The sequence below is a fragment of the Aestuariibacter salexigens DSM 15300 genome (genome assembly GCF_000429145.1).
Lineage (GTDB): Bacteria > Pseudomonadota > Gammaproteobacteria > Enterobacterales > Alteromonadaceae > Aestuariibacter > Aestuariibacter salexigens.
Genome location: NZ_AUBH01000007.1, coordinates 166,450 through 184,856 on the forward strand (window position 1 = coordinate 166,450; position 18,407 = coordinate 184,856).

The 18,407-nt window shown below is 48.1% G+C and carries 17 protein-coding genes and 1 tRNA gene; 6 read left to right on the forward strand and 12 right to left on the reverse strand.

Annotation, left to right across the window (positions count from 1 at the left end; genetic code table 11):
* Nucleotides 1–20 precede the first annotated feature (20 nt).
* Complete coding sequence (gene arcA, locus G441_RS0112415) at nt 21–728, reverse strand: two-component system response regulator ArcA (RefSeq protein WP_026376651.1); 708 nt, start codon at nt 726–728, stop codon at nt 21–23.
* A gap of 149 nt (nt 729–877) precedes the next feature.
* Nucleotides 878–2,452: a sensor histidine kinase gene (locus G441_RS0112420; RefSeq protein ID WP_051275590.1), complete on the reverse strand. Its 1,575-nt coding sequence runs from the start codon at nt 2,450–2,452 to the stop codon at nt 878–880.
* 183 nt (nt 2,453–2,635) lie between these two features.
* Here G441_RS0112420 and G441_RS19340 point away from each other — a divergent pair, with 183 nt between their 5' ends.
* Nucleotides 2,636–3,043, forward strand: coding sequence for a DUF3293 domain-containing protein (locus G441_RS19340; RefSeq protein WP_051275577.1), 408 nt, complete (start codon nt 2,636–2,638; stop codon nt 3,041–3,043).
* On the opposite strand, the gene G441_RS0112430 is transcribed toward G441_RS19340, so the two are convergent.
* The 6 genes from G441_RS0112430 to G441_RS0112455 form a co-directional block, all read right to left on the reverse strand.
* Nucleotides 3,040–3,372: a hypothetical protein gene (locus tag G441_RS0112430; protein ID WP_026376653.1), complete on the reverse strand. Its 333-nt coding sequence runs from the start codon at nt 3,370–3,372 to the stop codon at nt 3,040–3,042. The genes G441_RS19340 and G441_RS0112430 overlap by 4 nt on opposite strands.
* Complete coding sequence (gene glgA / locus G441_RS0112435) at nt 3,372–4,799, reverse strand: glycogen synthase GlgA (protein ID WP_026376654.1); 1,428 nt, start codon at nt 4,797–4,799, stop codon at nt 3,372–3,374. Before glgA ends, G441_RS0112430 begins: the two co-directional genes overlap by 1 nt.
* Nucleotides 4,800–6,023: a glucose-1-phosphate adenylyltransferase gene (gene glgC, locus G441_RS0112440; protein ID WP_026376655.1), complete on the reverse strand. Its 1,224-nt coding sequence runs from the start codon at nt 6,021–6,023 to the stop codon at nt 4,800–4,802.
* 72 nt (nt 6,024–6,095) lie between these two features.
* Complete coding sequence (locus G441_RS0112445; protein ID WP_026376656.1) at nt 6,096–7,124, reverse strand: methyltransferase; 1,029 nt, start codon at nt 7,122–7,124, stop codon at nt 6,096–6,098.
* On the reverse strand, nt 7,124–7,843 hold the full coding sequence (gene trmB / locus G441_RS0112450; RefSeq protein ID WP_026376657.1) for a tRNA (guanosine(46)-N7)-methyltransferase TrmB: 720 nt from the start codon (nt 7,841–7,843) through the stop codon (nt 7,124–7,126). Before trmB ends, G441_RS0112445 begins: the two co-directional genes overlap by 1 nt.
* Nucleotides 7,844–7,914: 71 nt before the next feature.
* Nucleotides 7,915–8,640 carry an alpha/beta fold hydrolase gene (locus tag G441_RS0112455; RefSeq protein WP_026376658.1) on the reverse strand — a complete coding sequence of 242 codons (726 nt, stop codon included), beginning with the start codon at nt 8,638–8,640 and terminating at the stop codon, nt 7,915–7,917.
* Nucleotides 8,641–8,724: 84 nt separating this feature from the next.
* On the opposite strand from G441_RS0112455, the gene mutY reads away from it, so the two are divergent.
* Nucleotides 8,725–9,777 (forward strand): A/G-specific adenine glycosylase, encoded by a 1,053-nt coding sequence (gene mutY / locus G441_RS0112460; protein ID WP_026376659.1) that lies wholly within the window; start codon nt 8,725–8,727, stop codon nt 9,775–9,777.
* 46 nt (nt 9,778–9,823) lie between these two features.
* Nucleotides 9,824–10,528, forward strand: coding sequence for a cupin domain-containing protein (locus G441_RS0112465; protein ID WP_026376660.1), 705 nt, complete (start codon nt 9,824–9,826; stop codon nt 10,526–10,528).
* Nucleotides 10,529–10,535: 7 nt separating this feature from the next.
* Here the strand turns inward: G441_RS0112465 and G441_RS0112470 are convergent, their stop codons facing one another.
* Nucleotides 10,536–11,102: a YceI family protein gene (locus G441_RS0112470; RefSeq protein WP_026376661.1), complete on the reverse strand. Its 567-nt coding sequence runs from the start codon at nt 11,100–11,102 to the stop codon at nt 10,536–10,538.
* A gap of 196 nt (nt 11,103–11,298) precedes the next feature.
* Between G441_RS0112470 and G441_RS0112475 the strand changes: the two genes are divergently transcribed.
* A complete protein-coding gene (locus G441_RS0112475; protein WP_026376662.1) occupies nt 11,299–11,571 on the forward strand; it encodes an oxidative damage protection protein in 273 nt (90 codons plus the stop codon).
* A gap of 142 nt (nt 11,572–11,713) precedes the next feature.
* Nucleotides 11,714–11,789 (forward strand) — tRNA-Phe (locus G441_RS0112480).
* Between the two features lie 268 nt (nt 11,790–12,057).
* On the opposite strand, the gene G441_RS0112485 is transcribed toward G441_RS0112480, so the two are convergent.
* A complete protein-coding gene (locus tag G441_RS0112485) occupies nt 12,058–14,751 on the reverse strand; it encodes a M14 family zinc carboxypeptidase (protein WP_026376663.1) in 2,694 nt (897 codons plus the stop codon).
* 121 nt (nt 14,752–14,872) lie between these two features.
* Entirely contained in the window at nt 14,873–15,346 is a 474-nt protein-coding gene (locus G441_RS0112490) for a hypothetical protein (protein WP_026376664.1), read from the reverse strand.
* 186 nt (nt 15,347–15,532) lie between these two features.
* Between G441_RS0112490 and G441_RS0112495 the strand changes: the two genes are divergently transcribed.
* Nucleotides 15,533–17,869: a carbohydrate binding family 9 domain-containing protein gene (locus tag G441_RS0112495; protein ID WP_026376665.1), complete on the forward strand. Its 2,337-nt coding sequence runs from the start codon at nt 15,533–15,535 to the stop codon at nt 17,867–17,869.
* On the opposite strand, the gene G441_RS0112500 is transcribed toward G441_RS0112495, so the two are convergent.
* Nucleotides 17,862–18,320, reverse strand: a complete 459-nt coding sequence (locus G441_RS0112500) for a cupin domain-containing protein (RefSeq protein WP_026376666.1) — start codon at nt 18,318–18,320, stop codon at nt 17,862–17,864. The two genes, G441_RS0112495 and G441_RS0112500, sit on opposite strands and share 8 nt — an antisense overlap.
* Nucleotides 18,321–18,407 lie beyond the last annotated feature (87 nt).

Consider the following 18,407-nt stretch of genomic DNA (forward strand, 5'->3'; position numbering starts at 1 on the left):
TCATAAAGGTAGCGCTATCACTAAACGTCTACGCTGCCACAAAAACGATAGCCCTCGCCGTGGATAGTCACAATCAACTCTTCATCACTTGGCTCAGACTCAAAGTGCTTGCGAATGCGACGGATAGTGACATCCACAGTGCGGTCGTTAGGACGCAGCTCTCTACCGGTCATTTCCATGATCAGCTGCTCGCGAGTCAGGATCTTGCCGGGGTTGCTCAAAAACAGGTGCAATGCACGGAACTCGCTGCGCGGCAGTCTAAACTCTTTGCCTGACGGAGAAATTAGGCTTCTGCTGTCACCGTCAAGGGTCCAACCGTTAAAACTGACGCGACTTGGCAAATCATCATCCTCGCTGGCATTGCTGGTGCGTGACAGCAGATTTCTGGCGCGGATGGTCAGTTCTCGCGGATTAAACGGTTTAGTCAGGTAATCGTCGGCGCCGATTTCCAGGCCTAAAATACGGTCCACGTCGTTGTCGCGACCGGTCAGGAAGATCAATCCAACATTTTTTCTATCTCGCACTTCGCGTGCCAGAATCAGCCCATTTTTTCCGGGCAAATTAATGTCCATGAGGACAAGATTAATCGTGTGATTTTCGAAAAAGTCATGCATCTGCTCGCCGTTTTCCGCCTCGAAAACATTGTAGCCTTCCGCTTCAAAAAGACTTTTGAGTGTGGTGCGAGTGACGACCTCGTCTTCGACTATCAGGATATTTGGCGTCTGCATGATTCTTTTACCATTACGTTTTTAATACTTTTCAATTTATTCAGTATAACTGAACACGCTAGTCTTTTTCTGTCTGCACACAGTGATATGGTCGTTATGCAAACAATTTCTGTAATTTTATTACAGTTTTGCCAGGTTAGTCGACCCCGTCATGAGCTTTTAGCAACCAGATCGGGCGCTACCCTGCGTACAGGGAAAATTATTTGAAATTCGACACCTGCGCCTTCCTCGCTGGTAATCGAGATAGAGCCATTCAATGCTTGCGTGACGAGATTGTATACCAGATGCATGCCCAGGCCGCTACCGCCCTGCCCGCGTTTTGTCGTAACGAACGGGTCAAAAATACGTTTACGTAAGTGTTCAGGGATGCCCACACCGTTATCTTTGTACACGATATTTAATTTGTTATCGCCGATCATCTCGACATAAATATCAATCTGACCATGTTCAATATTTTCAAAACCATGGATCACTGAGTTCATGATCAGATTAATCATGATTTGATTGATGGGCCCGGCTTTTGTCTCGATGAACAGGTTTTCATCACAGTGCACATTGACGTCATGTTGCACTTTCTTGAGGCGAGGGCGCAACGATAACAGGATCTCATCCATCAGTTTGGCAAATGAGAAGGTTCGGTTACCTTCACTGGACTGGTCAACTGCAACCTGCTTAAAGCTGGAGATCAGTTCCGCAGCACGATTCAGGTTACGGTAAATGATGTTGAGATTTTCCTGCCCTTCATTAATAAATTTAGACAGAGTACTGGCTTTTAATGACTTATTCTGGAATTCCTGGTCGAGGCTTTTAAGCCTGTCCAGCATCATTGTCGAGGCCGTTACGCCCAACCCAATCGGCGTATTAACTTCGTGTGCAACGCCCGCCACCATGTCACCAAGCGAGGCCATCTTCTCATTTTGTACCATCTGACGCTGAAACTGATGTAACTTTTCCAGTGTTTGAATAAGTTCCTGATTGGCCTCTTTCAGTGCTAGCGTGCGTTGATTGACTTTTTCTTCCAGGCTGGCGTTCAGCTTACGGTGTTCTTCTTCTGCCTGCTCCTGACCTAGCATGTAATCCTGCATACGCTCGAGCATGACGTTGATGCCATCTGCCAGCTTGTTCAGCTCAGTGATGCCGGTCGGTACGGCACGAGCGGAATAGTCTTTTTGTTTGGCTACCCGTTGGGATAAATTGACGAGGTTTTCAATCGGCCGGGTTACTCGCTCCTGTAATCGCATAACCAGCAAAAAACACAGCACCAGCATCAACAGCAACACGACCACTGCAATGATGATGGCGTCGCTTATCAAGGCTTCAAGTTGCTCAGTGGACGCCCTGACATAGCTGTATCCGACAATATCCCTTTCTATTAACACCGGGGTCATGACTTCAATGTAGGTGTCGGTAATGACCGGGTTTTCCAACTCTTCCTTGCGCTCTGACATATCCCCAACCGGAGAACGACTAAGATTAGTGAATTGTGCGACGGGCTGAAGCGCAGCGTCGTACAGGTGTATTATTTTGACCGGAATACTGCCGGGCAGGTTTTGATAGTTGGATAATTCAATCACATCGCCACTTTGCATCTGTTCTGCGTAGGCGATACCAATAATTTGTGACGCGGTGATGACGTCAGATTTTAATAATTGCTCGGTGTTATCGATCTGATTAAACAGTGACAGGCCTGATGTCAAAAGCAACGCGAGCGACGTTATTGCCATGGTGACCCAGACAAAAAGTTGCTTGATTGACAGCGATTGGCGCGTATCCAATATCGATTCCGTGACTGCGTAACGTGCAATACTAAAATGTAATATTGATATAAACTTGGCGAAAATGAAACTTTTTCAAGTAAATAGCGGTTCTACCGGAAAAATCTGCGGTGGTCGACAGGTTAGTTGAAGATGCAAAGGCATAGTCAAAAGCTCTGGAATGCTTACAAAACTACCCGTTTTCAATGGCTTGAAGCAGAGCCATTGTGGACCCGTTTTGCCATCATTACGGCCTGGAATCCGCGTAGTCGCGTCACGCCTGCTTCAATCAATAAGACTCGACAGTCGGTGTTAATGCATCGTTTGTCGGAAGAGGGTATAAAATACCGTCATATCCTTGCGGGAAATCCTGATTTCAGCTACAGCGAAGCGAGTCTTGCGGTACGCACCGATAAGGTAATGGCAGCGTTACTTTGTCAGGAGCTGGAGCAAAACGCCTATTTTTGGGTGCAGGAAGGGGAGTTGACTCTGCTACCTGTCATGTTTGACTTAGCAGGCGCAGCGCATCTAGGAGCATTTCAGGACAGAGTGCAAACTTAACGATAACTAATGAGCCGCTCTAGTGTTGCCTGGTCAACACCTAACTCAGCCGTGAGCTTTCGCAACCTGGTCTGTCGGGCAATTCGCTGCACATCATTTGTCACTGGTTCATTTAAAAATGCAAAGTCGGCCAGACAGATGCATATCGGGCTATTCATTGTCACATTCATAACCGGCACATCTACCGGTGAGCGTTTAATAATTGTATGAGGGCAGGCTTGCGTTCGATTGGGGTCTTGCAGGCAATTGTCGCCAATTTCCTGTGCATAACTAACGTTGCTGGCAATGAGCGCCAGCAACACGCTAATGAGTGGTCTTTTATACTGCATTATGCACTCATCTGGTTGTAAAGGTTCTCATAATTGAGTGCTGCATCCTGCCAGGTAAATCGTGAACTCATGGCATGGCGCTGCATGCGTTCGAAGCGCTGTGGATATTCATGGTAAAACAACAAAGCGCGTCTCAGACAATTCAGTAATGCGCTGGCATCGGGGCGCTCAAACACAAAACCGGTAGCCTGCTCGGGATCATCATGCAGGTCAGCAACGGTGTCCTTCAATCCTCCAACAGCTCTGACAATAGGTAACGTGCCGTATGCCAGACTGTACATTTGATTCAACCCGCAGGGCTCGAACAAGGATGGCATCAGAAAAAAGTCACTGCCGGCTTCGACCAAATGTGCCAGCCTGACGCTGAAATCGTTGCGAAACACGCACTTTTCCGGATGCTGCTTGGCGTGAGATTCAAGCACGTCACTGACCGACGGGTCGCCAGTGCCGATAATGATCAATTGCACGTTGTGCTCAAGCAAATGACCGATGATTGGCAGTAAGTAGCCAAAGCCTTTTTGCTCAGTTAAACGACACACCATACCCACAATTGGAATGTCTGCTGTGGTTTGCAGATTAAATTCTTTTTGTAGTGCAGCTTTACACACCTGTTTGCCTTCGAATTCTTCGGCAGTGTAATTTTGCGGCAAGTATTTATCGGTATGTGGATCCCACTGTGTGTAATCACAGCCGTTGAGAATGCCGCTGACATCATGGCGACGTCGGTGAAATTCATCATACAAGTTGTGCGAACCCAGAGGGGTTAGCAGTTCCTGGCCGTAGTTTGGACTAACGGCATTGATTTTGTGCGCATAGCGAATGCCAATACGCAGAAAGTTAAGTGCATCGCCATCCAGTTGACGTCGAAGTTCCTGATGTGGAAGGAGGTAAGGAATGTCCTCAAAGCGATGCGTTCCCTGATAGGCGCCATTGTGGATGGTCAGCAGCACACGACTGTTGGCATAAAAACCTGAGCTGTCAGTGCGCGCGAAATAAGGCGTTAATGCCGTGTGCCAGTCATTGCAATGAATGATATCGGGCTGAAAATGCATAGCTTTGCCAACCTGCAGGGCAGCACTGGCGAAAAATGCAAAGCGCTCAGCGTTGTCGCTGTAGGCATGATACCCATCGGAATAAAGCCCCTGACGGTGAAAGTATTCAGGATAATCGACGCAATAAACGGGCACGCCCTGAAAATCTAATTCTTTTATGCCAAATTCGTAAGGGCGATCAAAGGCGTAAAGCGTCTGGCGAGGACATGCATCCTGCAGCTGATATTGCTCTGCGACGCTTTTGTAGTATGGCTTTACAATGCGTACATCGTGTCCCATCGCCTTTAGTGCCAGAGGCAGTGCTTTGGCGACATCGGCCAAACCACCTGTTTTGGCCAGATCTTCGACCTCGGACACAACGAACAGAATTTTCATTCAATACCCAACCTTCATACCTTTTGAAATAACGACGATACCGTCATCGGTTACCGTTAATCCTCTGGATTTATCAAGCTCGAGATCTAACCCTATTTGCGTGCAGGGTGCAATGCTTACGCCCTTATCTGCAATCACTTTATATAACTGACAACCTTCGCCTACCGTTGCTTTGCCAAGGAATATGGTTTGCTTTAGTGATGAACCGGCACCCACAAATACGTTGTAGCCCAGTACGCAGTTTTCCACTTTTGCACCTTCGACCTCACAGCCGGATGAGATAATGGCATTGTGTACACTGCTGTCGACACCAGCTTTGTCCGCCATAATTTTGGCTGAGGGGACTGGCGGATGATAGCTGCGCAACGGCCATTTTCTGTTGTACAGATTGAATTGAGGGTCGTGAGCAAGTAGGTCCATGTGAGCCTGCCAGAACGCAGACAGGGTGCCGACATCACGCCAGTAAAAACACTCATTTTCATCTGGTATCTGGTTACGATGAAAATCATACACCCTGACATTGTGGGTTTTAAACACGGTTGGAATGATATCGGCACCAAAGTCGTGTTTCGATTCAAGCTGATGAGAGTCGTTGTCCAATGTCTGATAAAGGAACTCAGCGTTAAATACGTAGTTTCCCATGGACACCAGGGCCATATCAGGATGATCAGGAAGCGGAGTGGGGTTTTCTGGCTTCTCTTCAAAACCGATCATCTGATAATTTTCGTCCACGGCTATCACGCCAAATCGCCTGGCGTCCTCAAGAGGCACCCGGGTGGCACACACGGTCAGATCGGCATTGGACTTTTCGTGATATCGGACCATCTGTCGAACGTCCATTTTGTATATGTGATCGCTACCAAATACACAGACATTATCCGGCTCATGCATGCTGATTAATCTTATATTCTGATAAATTGCATCGGCAGTACCCTCATACCAGCGTTTGCCCATGCGCATTTGCGCCGGGATGGCATCAATGAAGTTGCCAGTCAATCCAGATAGATACCAGGCCTGTCTTAGATGGATATTGAGTGACTGTGACTTGAACTGTGTTAACACGTAGATCTTTAAAAAATCTGAGTTAACAAAATTATTCAGTACAAAGTCTATCAGCCGCAGACTTCCTGCAAAGGGCACAGCAGGCTTGCTACGGGACTGCGTTAAGGGATACAGGCGAGTGCCGGCACCTCCTGCGAGGATCATGGCCAAAGTGCGTGACATAGAACGAATCTTCAGGCTGGTGTATGTCTTCTAAGCCTAGCAAATCAGCCTTTTTTAAGGCCTAGATTTGGATCAATGTTTTACACAATGGTATACAGAAAATTTGCCGGTCTGCGCCAATAGGGAAAATTTACCAAACTGGTTTTGCAGGGCGTCAGGATATTTTAAAAAGCGATTAGCCACCAAGGTTAACGATGCTGATGGCTGCATATGTGCTGCAATGTCCCGAATAAAGCATTCTGTAACGGCATAATCGGTTTGGGTACCTGAGCCGTGAAACGGTGGATTGGTGTAGATGGCTGAAAATTTTCCTGTAATATTTTTTAAGCCATCAGAGGGTAGGATCTCGGCGTCGACGTGGTTTTGACTACAACTTTGTCTGGCGCAGTAAAGCGCTAGTGCATTGAAGTCTGTCATCACCACATTGATAGATGGATTTTGCTGCGCGGCAAAACAGCCGATGACGCCAGCTCCGCAGGCAAAATCGAGTATCCGTCCGTCGGGCACCTCGGTGAGGTTTTCCAGGAGCAACTGTGTACCCGGGTCCAGTTCACGGTGACTAAACACGCCCGGCAATGATGCAATACGACAGCTGTGCAACCCCACTTTATAGTCACGCCAACTGACATAGTCCTCTATCGCAAAAGTTTTCACTTGTTGCTCAACAGTGACTGCATATAGGCCACAATGCTTGGCAGCATCGACTTTTTGTACTCGGCTACCGTAGGTGCTAAGTAACTTTCCTGCGCTTTTAATTCCCGCGTTGTTAGCGCCTACCAGCATAATTGTCGCACCTTCCGGCAATGCGAAAGCGAGATTATGCAGTAACATCGCTAAGTGAGCCTTGGATTTTGGCAAGTAAACCACCGCGCCCCGGCATGCTTTAAGCTCGTTTACCTGCGCGCCAAAATATTGATTGGCAAATTGCGAACACTGCTCGTAAACATCATAAAACTGATGAAAGCCTGCCAGCGACCCATTGGTTTGCGTGCGACCCAAATCATTAAAAATATAAGCTTCGGTAGGATTGACGAGCAGCCAGTGCCCCTCTGTAAATATATCCTGATTACGCAACAATAGTTGACTAGGCAAACTTAACATCAGGCAACCCGCTCGAACAGCATATCCCAGACACCGTGACCCAACCGCTGTCCGCGTTGTTCAAATTTGGTTAACGGACGAAATTCGGGACGTTCAATGTAATCACCGGTTGGCGACAGGTTCTGCCAGCCGTCGCATTGCTGCATCACTTCCAGCATATGCTCAGCGTACGGCTCCCAATCCGTTGCCATGTGCAATTGTCCGCCCACACTCAGTGCGCCCCGCACTACGTTAATAAAATCGGGTTGAACAATACGACGTTTGTGGTGGCGCTTTTTATGCCATGGGTCTGGGAAATACAGCTGCAAGCGGTGAAGGCTATTGGCAGGAATACAGTTTTTTAATACCTCAACGGCATCGTGCTCCATCACTCGCAAGTTGGTCAATCCGGCTTCTTCAGCATCTGCCAGACAGGCACCTACGCCCGGGCGATGCACTTCGATACCGATAAAATCTTTATCAGGTTCGGCACTGGCCATCTGGACCAATGATTTGCCCATACCAAAGCCAATCTCGAGGACGACGGGGGCGCGGCGGGAAAAGACTTTTTCAAGATCAAACGTCTGCCCATCGTAGTCCAGACCCATGACAGGCCAATTTTTTTCAAGTGCACGGGCCTGACCCTTGGTCAGTCTGCCTTCACGTTTTACAAAGCTTTGTACTTTGCGAACATAGACACCCGCCGCTTCGGCTTCCTGTTGATTTTTAAATTGGCCCACCAGATGTTCTCCTGTCGCTAGATGCGAATGAAAGTGGCGCGCATTATGCCGCCTGAACGGATAAATGCAACTTACCCACCCATCAGTGAATGCAGGTAGTCACATAGCGCCCGAGGTTGCTCAAGGGGTAACATGTGTGCCGAATCAGTAAATATTTTGCAACTGCTGTTTGGTATCAGACTGGCAGCCTGTTGCAATTTTTTAGGTGGAGCAATGAGGTCGTCCTCGGCTCCAATAAAATGAATTTTAAGCCCTTTATTCGCAGCTCGCGTTAAAACCGCCGTCATATCCGGCCGATGACTGGTGGCCTGTAAATGACACTGCAGAACATTACTCCCCAGGTCGACATCCATCGCCGTTACCACACCTGCGACATTATCGTCGTTGCGTCGACTGTCATGTACAAAGTTCTTAAGTCTGCGCGTCGTCATGCCCGGGTACTGGCCTTTTTTTATTACGTCTAGCAGCATTTCCCGCTGCTCACACTCAGTCTTACTCAGGCCCTGTGGTGCGTAACCAATCATAGTCACAGATGCAATGGCTCGCGCAGGCGCGTGGCGAAGATACTCTGCTGCAATGTATCCGCCCATTGAGTAACCCAGGAGATGCACAGGCTGCGAATGACGGGAAACTCTGTCATCACAAAGGCTTAACATGTCGTCCAGCGAATTAGCCCATTGCAGCGGAACGTATTCTCTCAACTCAAAACTACCGTACTGCCAAAGCGGCAGCCAAACTCGCTCATCGCACTGTGTGCCAGGCATGAATACCACGGGTTGCGAAAAGAAATTAGACATTAGGGTTTTCAGTTTGACCTTTTGATGACGCAATTGAGTATGATCTACGGCCGTAGTTCAAGTAAAGCCGGAACACCAATAAGCATGACAAAAGGTTTTGATTTCGCCAACAATGTGTTGACCTGGTTTGATACCAATGGGCGTAAACACCTGCCGTGGCAACAACAAAAAACGGCCTACAAAGTGTGGGTGTCGGAAATCATGTTGCAGCAAACTCAGGTGACCACTGTCATCCCCTATTTTGAACGATTTATGCAGCGTTTTCCCGATGTCAACACGTTAGCGAATGCACCACTTGATGATGTGCTTCATCACTGGACTGGCCTGGGATATTACGCCAGAGCTCGCAATCTGCATAAAGCGGCTATCACGATCCGCGATCAGCATAACGGACAATTTCCCACTACGTTTAACGATGTGGTTGCCCTGCCCGGTGTGGGACGTTCTACAGCTGGAGCGATATTAAGCCTGGCTAACAAGGCTCATCACGCCATTCTCGATGGCAATGTAAAAAGAGTGTTGGCGCGCTTTTATGCAATAGAAGGCTGGCCTGGAAATAAGAAGGTGGAGACTGCGTTATGGGAGGTCGCAGAGCAATTAACACCCAAACAGCGATGTGACGACTACAATCAGGCCATGATGGATCTTGGTTCAATGGTATGTACTCGCTCAAAACCTCGGTGCGATCAGTGCCCTTTGCAATCTTATTGTCTGGCTTATGCTCAAGGACGTTGGCAAGACTATCCGGGTAAAAAGCCAAAAAAGACATTACCCGTCCGCCAAACGACCTTATTGATACCTCTATGGCAGAGGCAGGTGCTGATGTATCAGCGACCAGCAAGTGGACTGTGGGGTGGGCTGTGGTCTTTTAATGAAGTAGAAGGAGAACAGGACGCCGAACGTCTGCTCCATAATATAGGTGTTAATGACTGGCAAACGCAGCAACTGGAATCGTTTCGCCATACCTTTAGTCATTTTCATCTGGATATCACACCTTTCGTGTTGATACTGGGATACATGCCCGAAAATCGAGTCAGTGAGAAAAAAGAAATGTGGTATTCGCTGGACGAGCCGCAGCGTGTCGGATTAGCCGCACCGACCAAAAAGCTGCTCTCACAACTAAACCAATTGCTTTGAAACGGACTACTTAACAGTAGTCAGGCTGCTGGAGTTGAGGGGTTCGATGGAAATTAATGCTGATTTTGACAAGCGAGTGGTCGTTCACAGTGCATCGCAGGAGTGGTTAGCTTCTCCTATGCCGGGGGTGGATCGTCGTCCGCTCGATCGCATTGGTGAAGAGGTTGCAAGGGCAACAACTATCGTAAGATATGCGCCCGGTAGCGAGTTTTCTCCCCATGTACACACGGGAGGAGAAGAGTTCTTGGTGTTGGAAGGTGTATTTCAGGATGAGCACGGTGATTTTCCAACAGGCTCTTATATACGTAATCCTCCTCAATCAAAGCACAAACCAGGCTCTGAAAATGGTTGTGTGATTTTTGTAAAACTCTGGCAGTTTGATCTTGATGATCGGGTTCAGGTTCGCGCTCGCAGTGATTATATACCGCAAGTGCCACATCGTGACCAACCCGGTGTGTCCGTCACCCCACTGTTTCAGGATACCCGCGAGACCGTCACTATCCAGCACTGGGAGGAAAAGGCTGAAGTCACCCAGTCATTCCCGGGGGGCGTTGAACTATTGGTATTGGATGGCAGCATAAGAGACGGTAAAGATGTGCTTGTCAAACACAGCTGGTTACGTTTGCCAGCTGGAGCCACCCTTAACGCGGTCGCAGGAGATAAAGGTGCCCGTGTGTGGATGAAAGCGGGGCACCTTAACTATGTGCAGCGTGACATTAATAATCTGAATAGTCACGCTGCTAAACGCTAGCATTGTTTTACTGCTTGATACCCTCAACATGCAAAGACAAGTAAACAGTCTGTGATGCGGGGCCCAGATCATAATCGATGCCATAGTCAGCGAGTTTGAACTGTGTTTCACCCATGAAGCCGGCACGGTATCCACCCCATGGATCTGCACCTTCACCGATTTTCTCAGCGTCGATCACTAACTCTTTGGTAATACCTCGCAGGGTGAAATCGCCGGTCACCTTCAAGTTATCACCGTTTTGCTCGATAGATTTACTCACGAAGGTTGCCTGTGGAAACTTATCTGTAGCCAGAAAGTCGTCGCTGCGCAGATGCTCATCGCGTTTGGTGTGATTAGAATCGAGGCTTGCAGTATTAATGGTCACAGAAATAGTGGCATTTTCTATATTGTTATCATCAAAAGAGAACTTGCCTTCGAAATCGTTAAACCTTCCGGTCAGCCACGAATACCCCAGATGCTGAACCTTAAAGTTAATTGACGCGTGAGCACCGCTCGTATCAATGACATAATCGGCGGCATGTGAAGCGAATGAAACGCTGGCAATTAATAATGCCGAGCTGAGCAATGTTTTCATCGTATATAACTCCTTAAGTGATGCGAAATTCTGTGTCATTACGGGTATAACCAGCATGTAGATTAGTTTGCGCGATTGCATCGCGATATTGCTGAAATGTGAAAGCATTGTTCGAATTTTCAGAATGAAGACATCATATTCACTTTTGAGAGTGTATATTGGTGATATCCCGCAACAAGATTAAGAGACGGTTAACATGAGTAGAAAAGTCTTTTGTGCGTACCTCAAGGAAGACGCCGACGGTTTGGATTTCCAGTTATATCCGGGCGAGGTCGGTAAACGCATCTACGATAACATTTCCAAGCAAGCGTGGGCTGAATGGCAGAAAAAACAAACCATGCTTATCAATGAAAAAAAGCTGAACATGATGCAGGCAGATGATCGGAAATTTCTGGAAACCCAAATGGTTGCCTTTCTGTTCGAAGGAAAAGAGCCAGAAATTGAAGGATATGTGCCACCCAGCGCGTAGTCTAATACGTCTAAATGGCGTGTTTTTGTACAGACGGACCTTTGCGAGTAAAAATAACCAGAAAAGTGGTTGACTTGGATGGTCAGAATCCGTTTAATACGCACCCACGACGACGGGCAGCAGCCTCTAGTCAAAAGATTTCGCCCAGATAGCTCAGTTGGTAGAGCAGAGGATTGAAAATCCTCGTGTCGGTGGTTCGATTCCGCCTCTGGGCACCATTAAACGAAAAACCTCGCCTGTTGGTGGGGTTTTTTGTTTTATACGCCAAGGCGGTTCTGCCTGTGGGGTGAACTGCGGTTCGCGAAGCGAACGAGAAGTGATAGGTAATCACTTCGAGAGCAGTGAACGACGCGCCGTGGATGGCGCGGCTGGCCCCCTGCACCATGGAAGGTTTGATGCAAATTCACGACCTCGCCTCTTGGCGGGGTTTTTTGTTTTATACGCCAGGGCAGTTGCGCCGATGACCTGCTGTCACCGGCTCTATTATCAATTTTTCGCGTGTGCAGCAGCCCTGAAAATGCTGTTAGTTAGCAGCACGTTCATCCCTTCCAAAAATGCTCTGCTGGTTGGGGACTGGGTAAAAGCGATAATCATTCCTTCTCCGACAGGCTGATGAATGAGTAACGGTTTGTAGGCCAGTTGCTTTTTGTTCTCTTCCCACAGGTAACCGCTGGCAAGAAGTTCATCCGCGCCAACAAACCAGGCCAGGTTTTTACCAGAGTCGAGCTTGATAGGGGTATAAATGTCGTTGCCATAGGCCAGCGTGACTAATCTCTCAGAGACCCCCGCTGTTAACCAGTGCTCCTGATCAACCTCGACATTGGCGAGCATGCCAGAGACAGAGTCAGGCGATGTCTCAGGTTCAACGGCAGCATTTACCAAATCTGACTTTTCGGTAAACAGGGTGCCTTCCACCCTATCACTCTTGTCGTCCGCGTTATCCTTTTTGTTTTCACCATCAGCTCTATACGCATATTCACGCTTGATATCCAGCAGCCCAAAGTCCGCGTCTGTGGCGAATCGGTTCGCACGTCCAAGTGTCAGTAATACGCCGCCTTGCTGCATCCACCCTTTCAGATTCTTGGCTAATGCACTGCCTGACGAGCCGCTATAACTTCCCTCTGGCAGAATGATAACGTCATATTGACTTAAGTCGCTCGTTGCAAGCGTCGAGATAAGCATAGCTGTCGTAGGGTAGTTAAGTTGATGCTCAATCACAAAGCGACTGTTGCCCGCGCTTAGCGAACTGGTGTCGCTGCCCCAGGCTATGGCTACTCTGGGCGCAGTCATGGTGACGGATCGGGGGCTGCCAAAGCTTGGTCCCTCGGTTACCCAAGAGGAATCAACGCCTTCTACCAAGGCACCAGTTTGTTGGGCTAATTTCTCTATCGTTTTACTTAAATCGGCGTCATTGCTGCGCCGTTCTATGATCAGAGAGCCTGCCGGGTAGCGCTTTTGTTCGTTCAACGTGAAAGCTTCGTCCGCGCTTTTGAGTGTAATGCCAGCCCTCAATGCCGCGGTTAAAAAACGACCGGCAGCCATATCACCCCAGGCTACAACATACCCTACGGAAGCCTCCGGATTAACCACTTCGCCCTCAAGAGGGAGGTCTGCGGCGATAAACTCGCCTTGTACAGAGACTGCCCTGTCACAGGCAACGGTCTCGACATTAAACATCATAGGCAATGACCAACCGGTCACATCATATATCTGGTCTCCCAGATTTCGAGCTCGTCTTCTTTCCTGCTCTTGTAAAAAGTCTGCGGCCATATCTACCTGGTCAGCAAAGGTGGTTGTCACATAGCGACCTCTTGGCTGGGCAGTATCGATAATAAAGCTGCCAGCTTCATAACTTTCAGAACACGCCTTGAATGATGAACTGGCACGTTTTACATCGACGCCGTGTTCAGCCATTAATGTCGCCAGACGATGGGTCCCCTCACGGTTTTTCCGACCGGGCAGGATATAGGTTCTGGCATCGTTATCCTTGCCTTCTTCAATTGCATCCAGCTGATATTGATAGAAATCTTTCAGCAGCTTTTCTTTCATTCCCGCTGCGCCCTCGAGCGTGGAGATGGATGCAACAAAATGGCGCTGCACGGTATCCCAATAGGTAAACAATTCTCCGTTACGTTTGAGAAACTTTTCGCCACGAGTTGAGCCCACTTCGTAAGTAGAAGCGGATGCACCATAAAAAGCCGGCCATGAATCGCCATAGCCTGGGTAAAATGCGTCATATACCTCACGTGTGAAAAAGTCAAAGCCAAAGCGATCGAAATGCGCGCCATTATTCCGTCCGATGGCATTCATGTTGGCGATTTGCGTGTCGGTCATGTGCGGATTGAATGGTCTGGCTGCCGGAGCAAAGTAGTAAGAACGATCGCTGGACATTTCATGAAGATCGACCACTACCTGCGGTTTAAAGTGATTAAGCGCGGCAATTTTGCCTTTGGTTTCAGGCTGGGTAATGGCCAACCAGTCGCGGTTCATATCAAACAAGTAATGATTGGTGCGACCCCGAGGCCAGGGTTCGTTGTGTTCGACACTTAAGCGATCCGGACTATGTTCGATACCCACGTTATCGTAGTAAAACGAGGTGAAGCGGGCTCTGCCGTCCGGGTTTTGTAGCGGATCTAAAAATACTACGGTATTGGCCAACACCTGTTTAGTTATCTCGTCATCCTGTGCGGCAAGCAAATGGTAAGCGGTATACATGGCTGCATCTGTGCTACTGATTTCATTGCCATGCACTCCATATTGAAGCCAGACAAATGCGGGACGCTGTCGAGCAATATCAGCAGCTTGCTGTTTATTGGTCTCACCTGGCTGTGTAAGTGCTTGAATATCTTCTGTAATGTCGTCAAGTGCAGCTAAATTTTCAGGTTTAGCAACCACCGCATAGATAAGGCTTCGTCCCTGCCAGCTTCTGGCATACTCGTTAATTTGAATTCTGTCCGGTGCAGCCTGCTGCAATGCGTCAAAGTAGCGCAACATGTCATGATGGGATGTTATCCGTTCGCCGACCTCGTAGCCCAGGACTTGTTTGAACGTTGGGATTGAAGCGTCATAAATTACCTCAGGCCATAGTGTTGCATTCTTCGGGTCGGCGTAGACCAAGGACGACGTCAGACTAATTATAAGCAAGGCAAAAATCGAACGGGTGAATTGAGTAAAATGCATAAGCGAATCAATAGGCTGTTGGTTGTACATGTGACTTATTAGTAAATCATACTAATTGGCTTTGTTGTTAATGAACTGCCGGTATCGCAGGATTTTTTATTCAGTTAACAGTGCAAGGTAGTTAAGTTAGTTTGTTCGCTAATATCACGCTTTCAGCGATCTCTAGTTGTACTTGCTGTCCATATCGTGCCGCCGGTAAGTAAGGTGCGAGTATCTCGATTGTTGTAGACGCTTGTTGATGATCGGGCTTGGTGTCGGGGTGAGGGTAGTAAATCCACACATCATGTCTGCTGTTGTCGATGTAAATGCCACAGGCAGCAAACGAAAAATCCTCGATAATATCTTGGTACCAGTTTACGTTTCGAAAGGTATGATCTGGCTTGATTAGCTGAAAGCTCCAGGGACTGATATCGATATTCAATGTGCCGGGATAGCAATGGCAGAGATCAAGTCCCCTTTCTTTGAAAATGGGCAATTGTGGACGGATACTGCCCTGTGGATAGGGACATCGATTGCCTTGCCCAGACGCAACCTGGTAGCCAGTTATTATCTTGCCGTCAAGTGTGATGATGTGCTGGGGGGTGTCGCGGTGCATGAGAGTGTTATCGCCCGTTGTTTTCACTACTTTGGTGCATTCGCCGTTGTAATTCCAACAATCGTCGCAACGTTCTTGGCGGACAGCCCCTAATACAGTACTCTGCGGCGCGCGAAAAACGCTGGCGACCTCCTACGCTTTGACAACGTCAGCACACTACATTAATTACTAAGCTGTTGTTGCCCTATGTTCAAGTCGTTGTATGTCTTTCTGCTGACCGCCCTGTTTTTTCTACCAGTTTGTGCAGAGCAAACGCAACCCTTGGATCCCATTCAGGCGCTATTTGCCGATAAAATTATCATCCCGTTCCAATCTGGCACAATCGAAGTTGATGGTGAATTGTCAGAGCCGCAGTGGCAACAGGCAACTCGTGTTGCTCTCACTTATGAGGTCTATCCTGACGAAAATGCTGTCCCCCCGGTGAAAACCGAAGCCTATGTATTTGAGAATGGGACGACTCTATATGTGGGCTTTAAAGCATTTGACGCCAACCCGGAAAATATTGCTGCCCACTACCGCGATCGCGATCTGGTATGGGGTGATGATGTGGTAGGGATAAAGCTGGACACCTTCAATGACAGTCGTCTGGCCTATCAGTTTTTTGTCAACCCGCTGGGCATTCAGATTGATTCAATTGAAAACGAGATGACCGGGCGAGAGAGCGCCAGTTGGGATGCCATCTGGCAGTCAGACGGACAAATTACTGATGATGGTTATGTTGTGGAAATGGCTATTCCCCTCAATGTGCTGAACTTTGCCGAAGGGGAAAGGAATAAAGTATGGGGAGCCGAGTTCGTGCGGTTCTATCCTCGCTCCAACAATTATCGCTTGTCCAACCTGCCCAGAGACAGAAACAATTCCTGTACCCTCTGTCAGCTTGGTGATGTGGAAGGGTTTGAAAATGCTACACAAGGGCAAAATCTGGCCATCATCCCAACGCTGGTGGTTTCGGCAGAAAGAACTCGTGATCCTCTGGACACCTTCGACTGGGATTATGACAACAATCAGGAAGTAGGAATTGACGTAAAATGGGGCATAACACCTGAGGTGTCATTTCAGGCAACCCTGAACCCGGATTTTTCTCAAGTTGAAGCGGACTCGGCACAGTTAAGCATCAATAACAACTTTGCGCTGTTCTTTGCAGAACAGCGGCCATTTTTCCTCGAAAACGCTGATTATTTTAGCTCCTGGACCAACCTTGTTTATACCCGCAACATCAGTGCGCCAGACTTTGGGGCAAAAGTTACGGGGCGTATCGATGATCACACGGTTGGTGTATTTGTCGCCAATGATCAGCAGACAAACTTCATTCTGCCGGGCAACCTCTCATCCTCCGTCGCTACCCTTGAAGAAAAATCGGTCAATGCGGCGCTGCGATATCGGTATGATGTCTCTGATGCCTTTTCTGTGGGTCTGGTATCAACACTTCGTCAGGCTGCTGACAGCGATTATCATAACTATGTAAACGCCGTCGATATGAAGTACCTGATTACTGAACAGGATACGCTCAGAGCCCAGTTCAGCACCTCACAAACGCAGTACCCTCTGGATTTGTACAAAGAGTTTTGTGATAACGAATGTGCTACTGATGAGGATTTCAGTGAAACTGCCTCCCGTACCTTGCAGCAAGACGCCTTTAGCGACAATGCCTATCGAGTCGAGTACCGCCATCGTCAGCGAGATTGGAATTTCCGTGCTGCACACTTTTCTACCGGCGGTGATTTCCGTTCAGATTTAGGTTTTCAGTCAACTGTCGATCGCACCACCAGTGTAATAGGTGGTGGTTATTACTGGTATAGTGAGACAAGCTGGTGGAACAGGATTAATGTGTGGGGCGACTGGGACATTACCCACAACGATCAGGGCCAGCTACTGGAGAAAGAAGAGGAGCTGAATTTCTCCATTAACGGACCACTGCAGCTGTATTTCGGCACTGGCGTGCGACAACGAACGCGAGTAGGACTGAGACACAACAACACCTTACTTGATATCGATGGCAACACCGACCAGTTTGTTGAACAGAGTGCTTACACCTCTTTTTATATCAGGCCAACTAATGCGCTACGACTGAGGCTACATGTACGGCGCGGTGATCAAATTGATTTTGATAATAACCGATTGGGCAAGCAGACCTATATAGAGCCTGAGATTAACTGGAGTATTGGTCGCCACTTGCAGCTAGGACTGAAACACAAATACAGTCGCCTAGATGCAGAGCAAGCAGAAGTTTTCACCGCTAACCTGACCGATGCTCGTATAACTTACCAGTTTGATCAGCGTCAGTTTCTACGTCTGACCTTAATATACTCAGATATTTATCGTAATCAGGCCAACTACTTAGATGAGGTCGATAGCACCAGCGAAAATTTGGGCGTGCAGCTGCTGTATTCGTACAAATTGAATCCGCTCACAAAGTTCTTTGTTGGCTACGCACAGAATGGCTTCGCTGATGACACGCTGAGCGATTTAACGCAGGACGCGCAATCTGTGTTCATGAAGTTCAGCTATGCGTGGCTCAGATAAACCTACTTAAGTCAGGCCACTGTGTTTGAATCTCTGTTTTCAGAGATTCATCTTCAATAAAGGAAAAGTCCGCAAAATCAAATCCGGGCGCAACCGTGCAACCCACTAAACTGTAGTCGCCGGTTGACTCCGCAGCTTGCCAAACCCCAGCTTCAATCACGTGACAATATTGTTGATGTGGTGCGCCCAATAGTATTTCTCGTGGTTTACCTTCGACATATTCGATCAGCTTCAGCGGCGCACCTGCATAAAAGTTCCAAACTTCATCATGTAAAACCTCATGAAAGCGACTTACCTGTCCGGCAGTGAGTAAAAAATAAATATGCGTAAGAGCAGGGCGTGTTTGTCCATGAACCGGAGAGGAGAGTTGTTGCCTTGAGCAGTAGTTCTGCCGATAGTATCCGCCTTCCGGATGAGGGGTAAGCGCGAAGCGTTCAATCAAATCTTGCATGGCATTAATGGTGTAACCGTTTTCTGCACTATAACACTGGCCAACAACGCTGTCAGACGATAAGCTCCGCGGCCATCGAGTAACAGA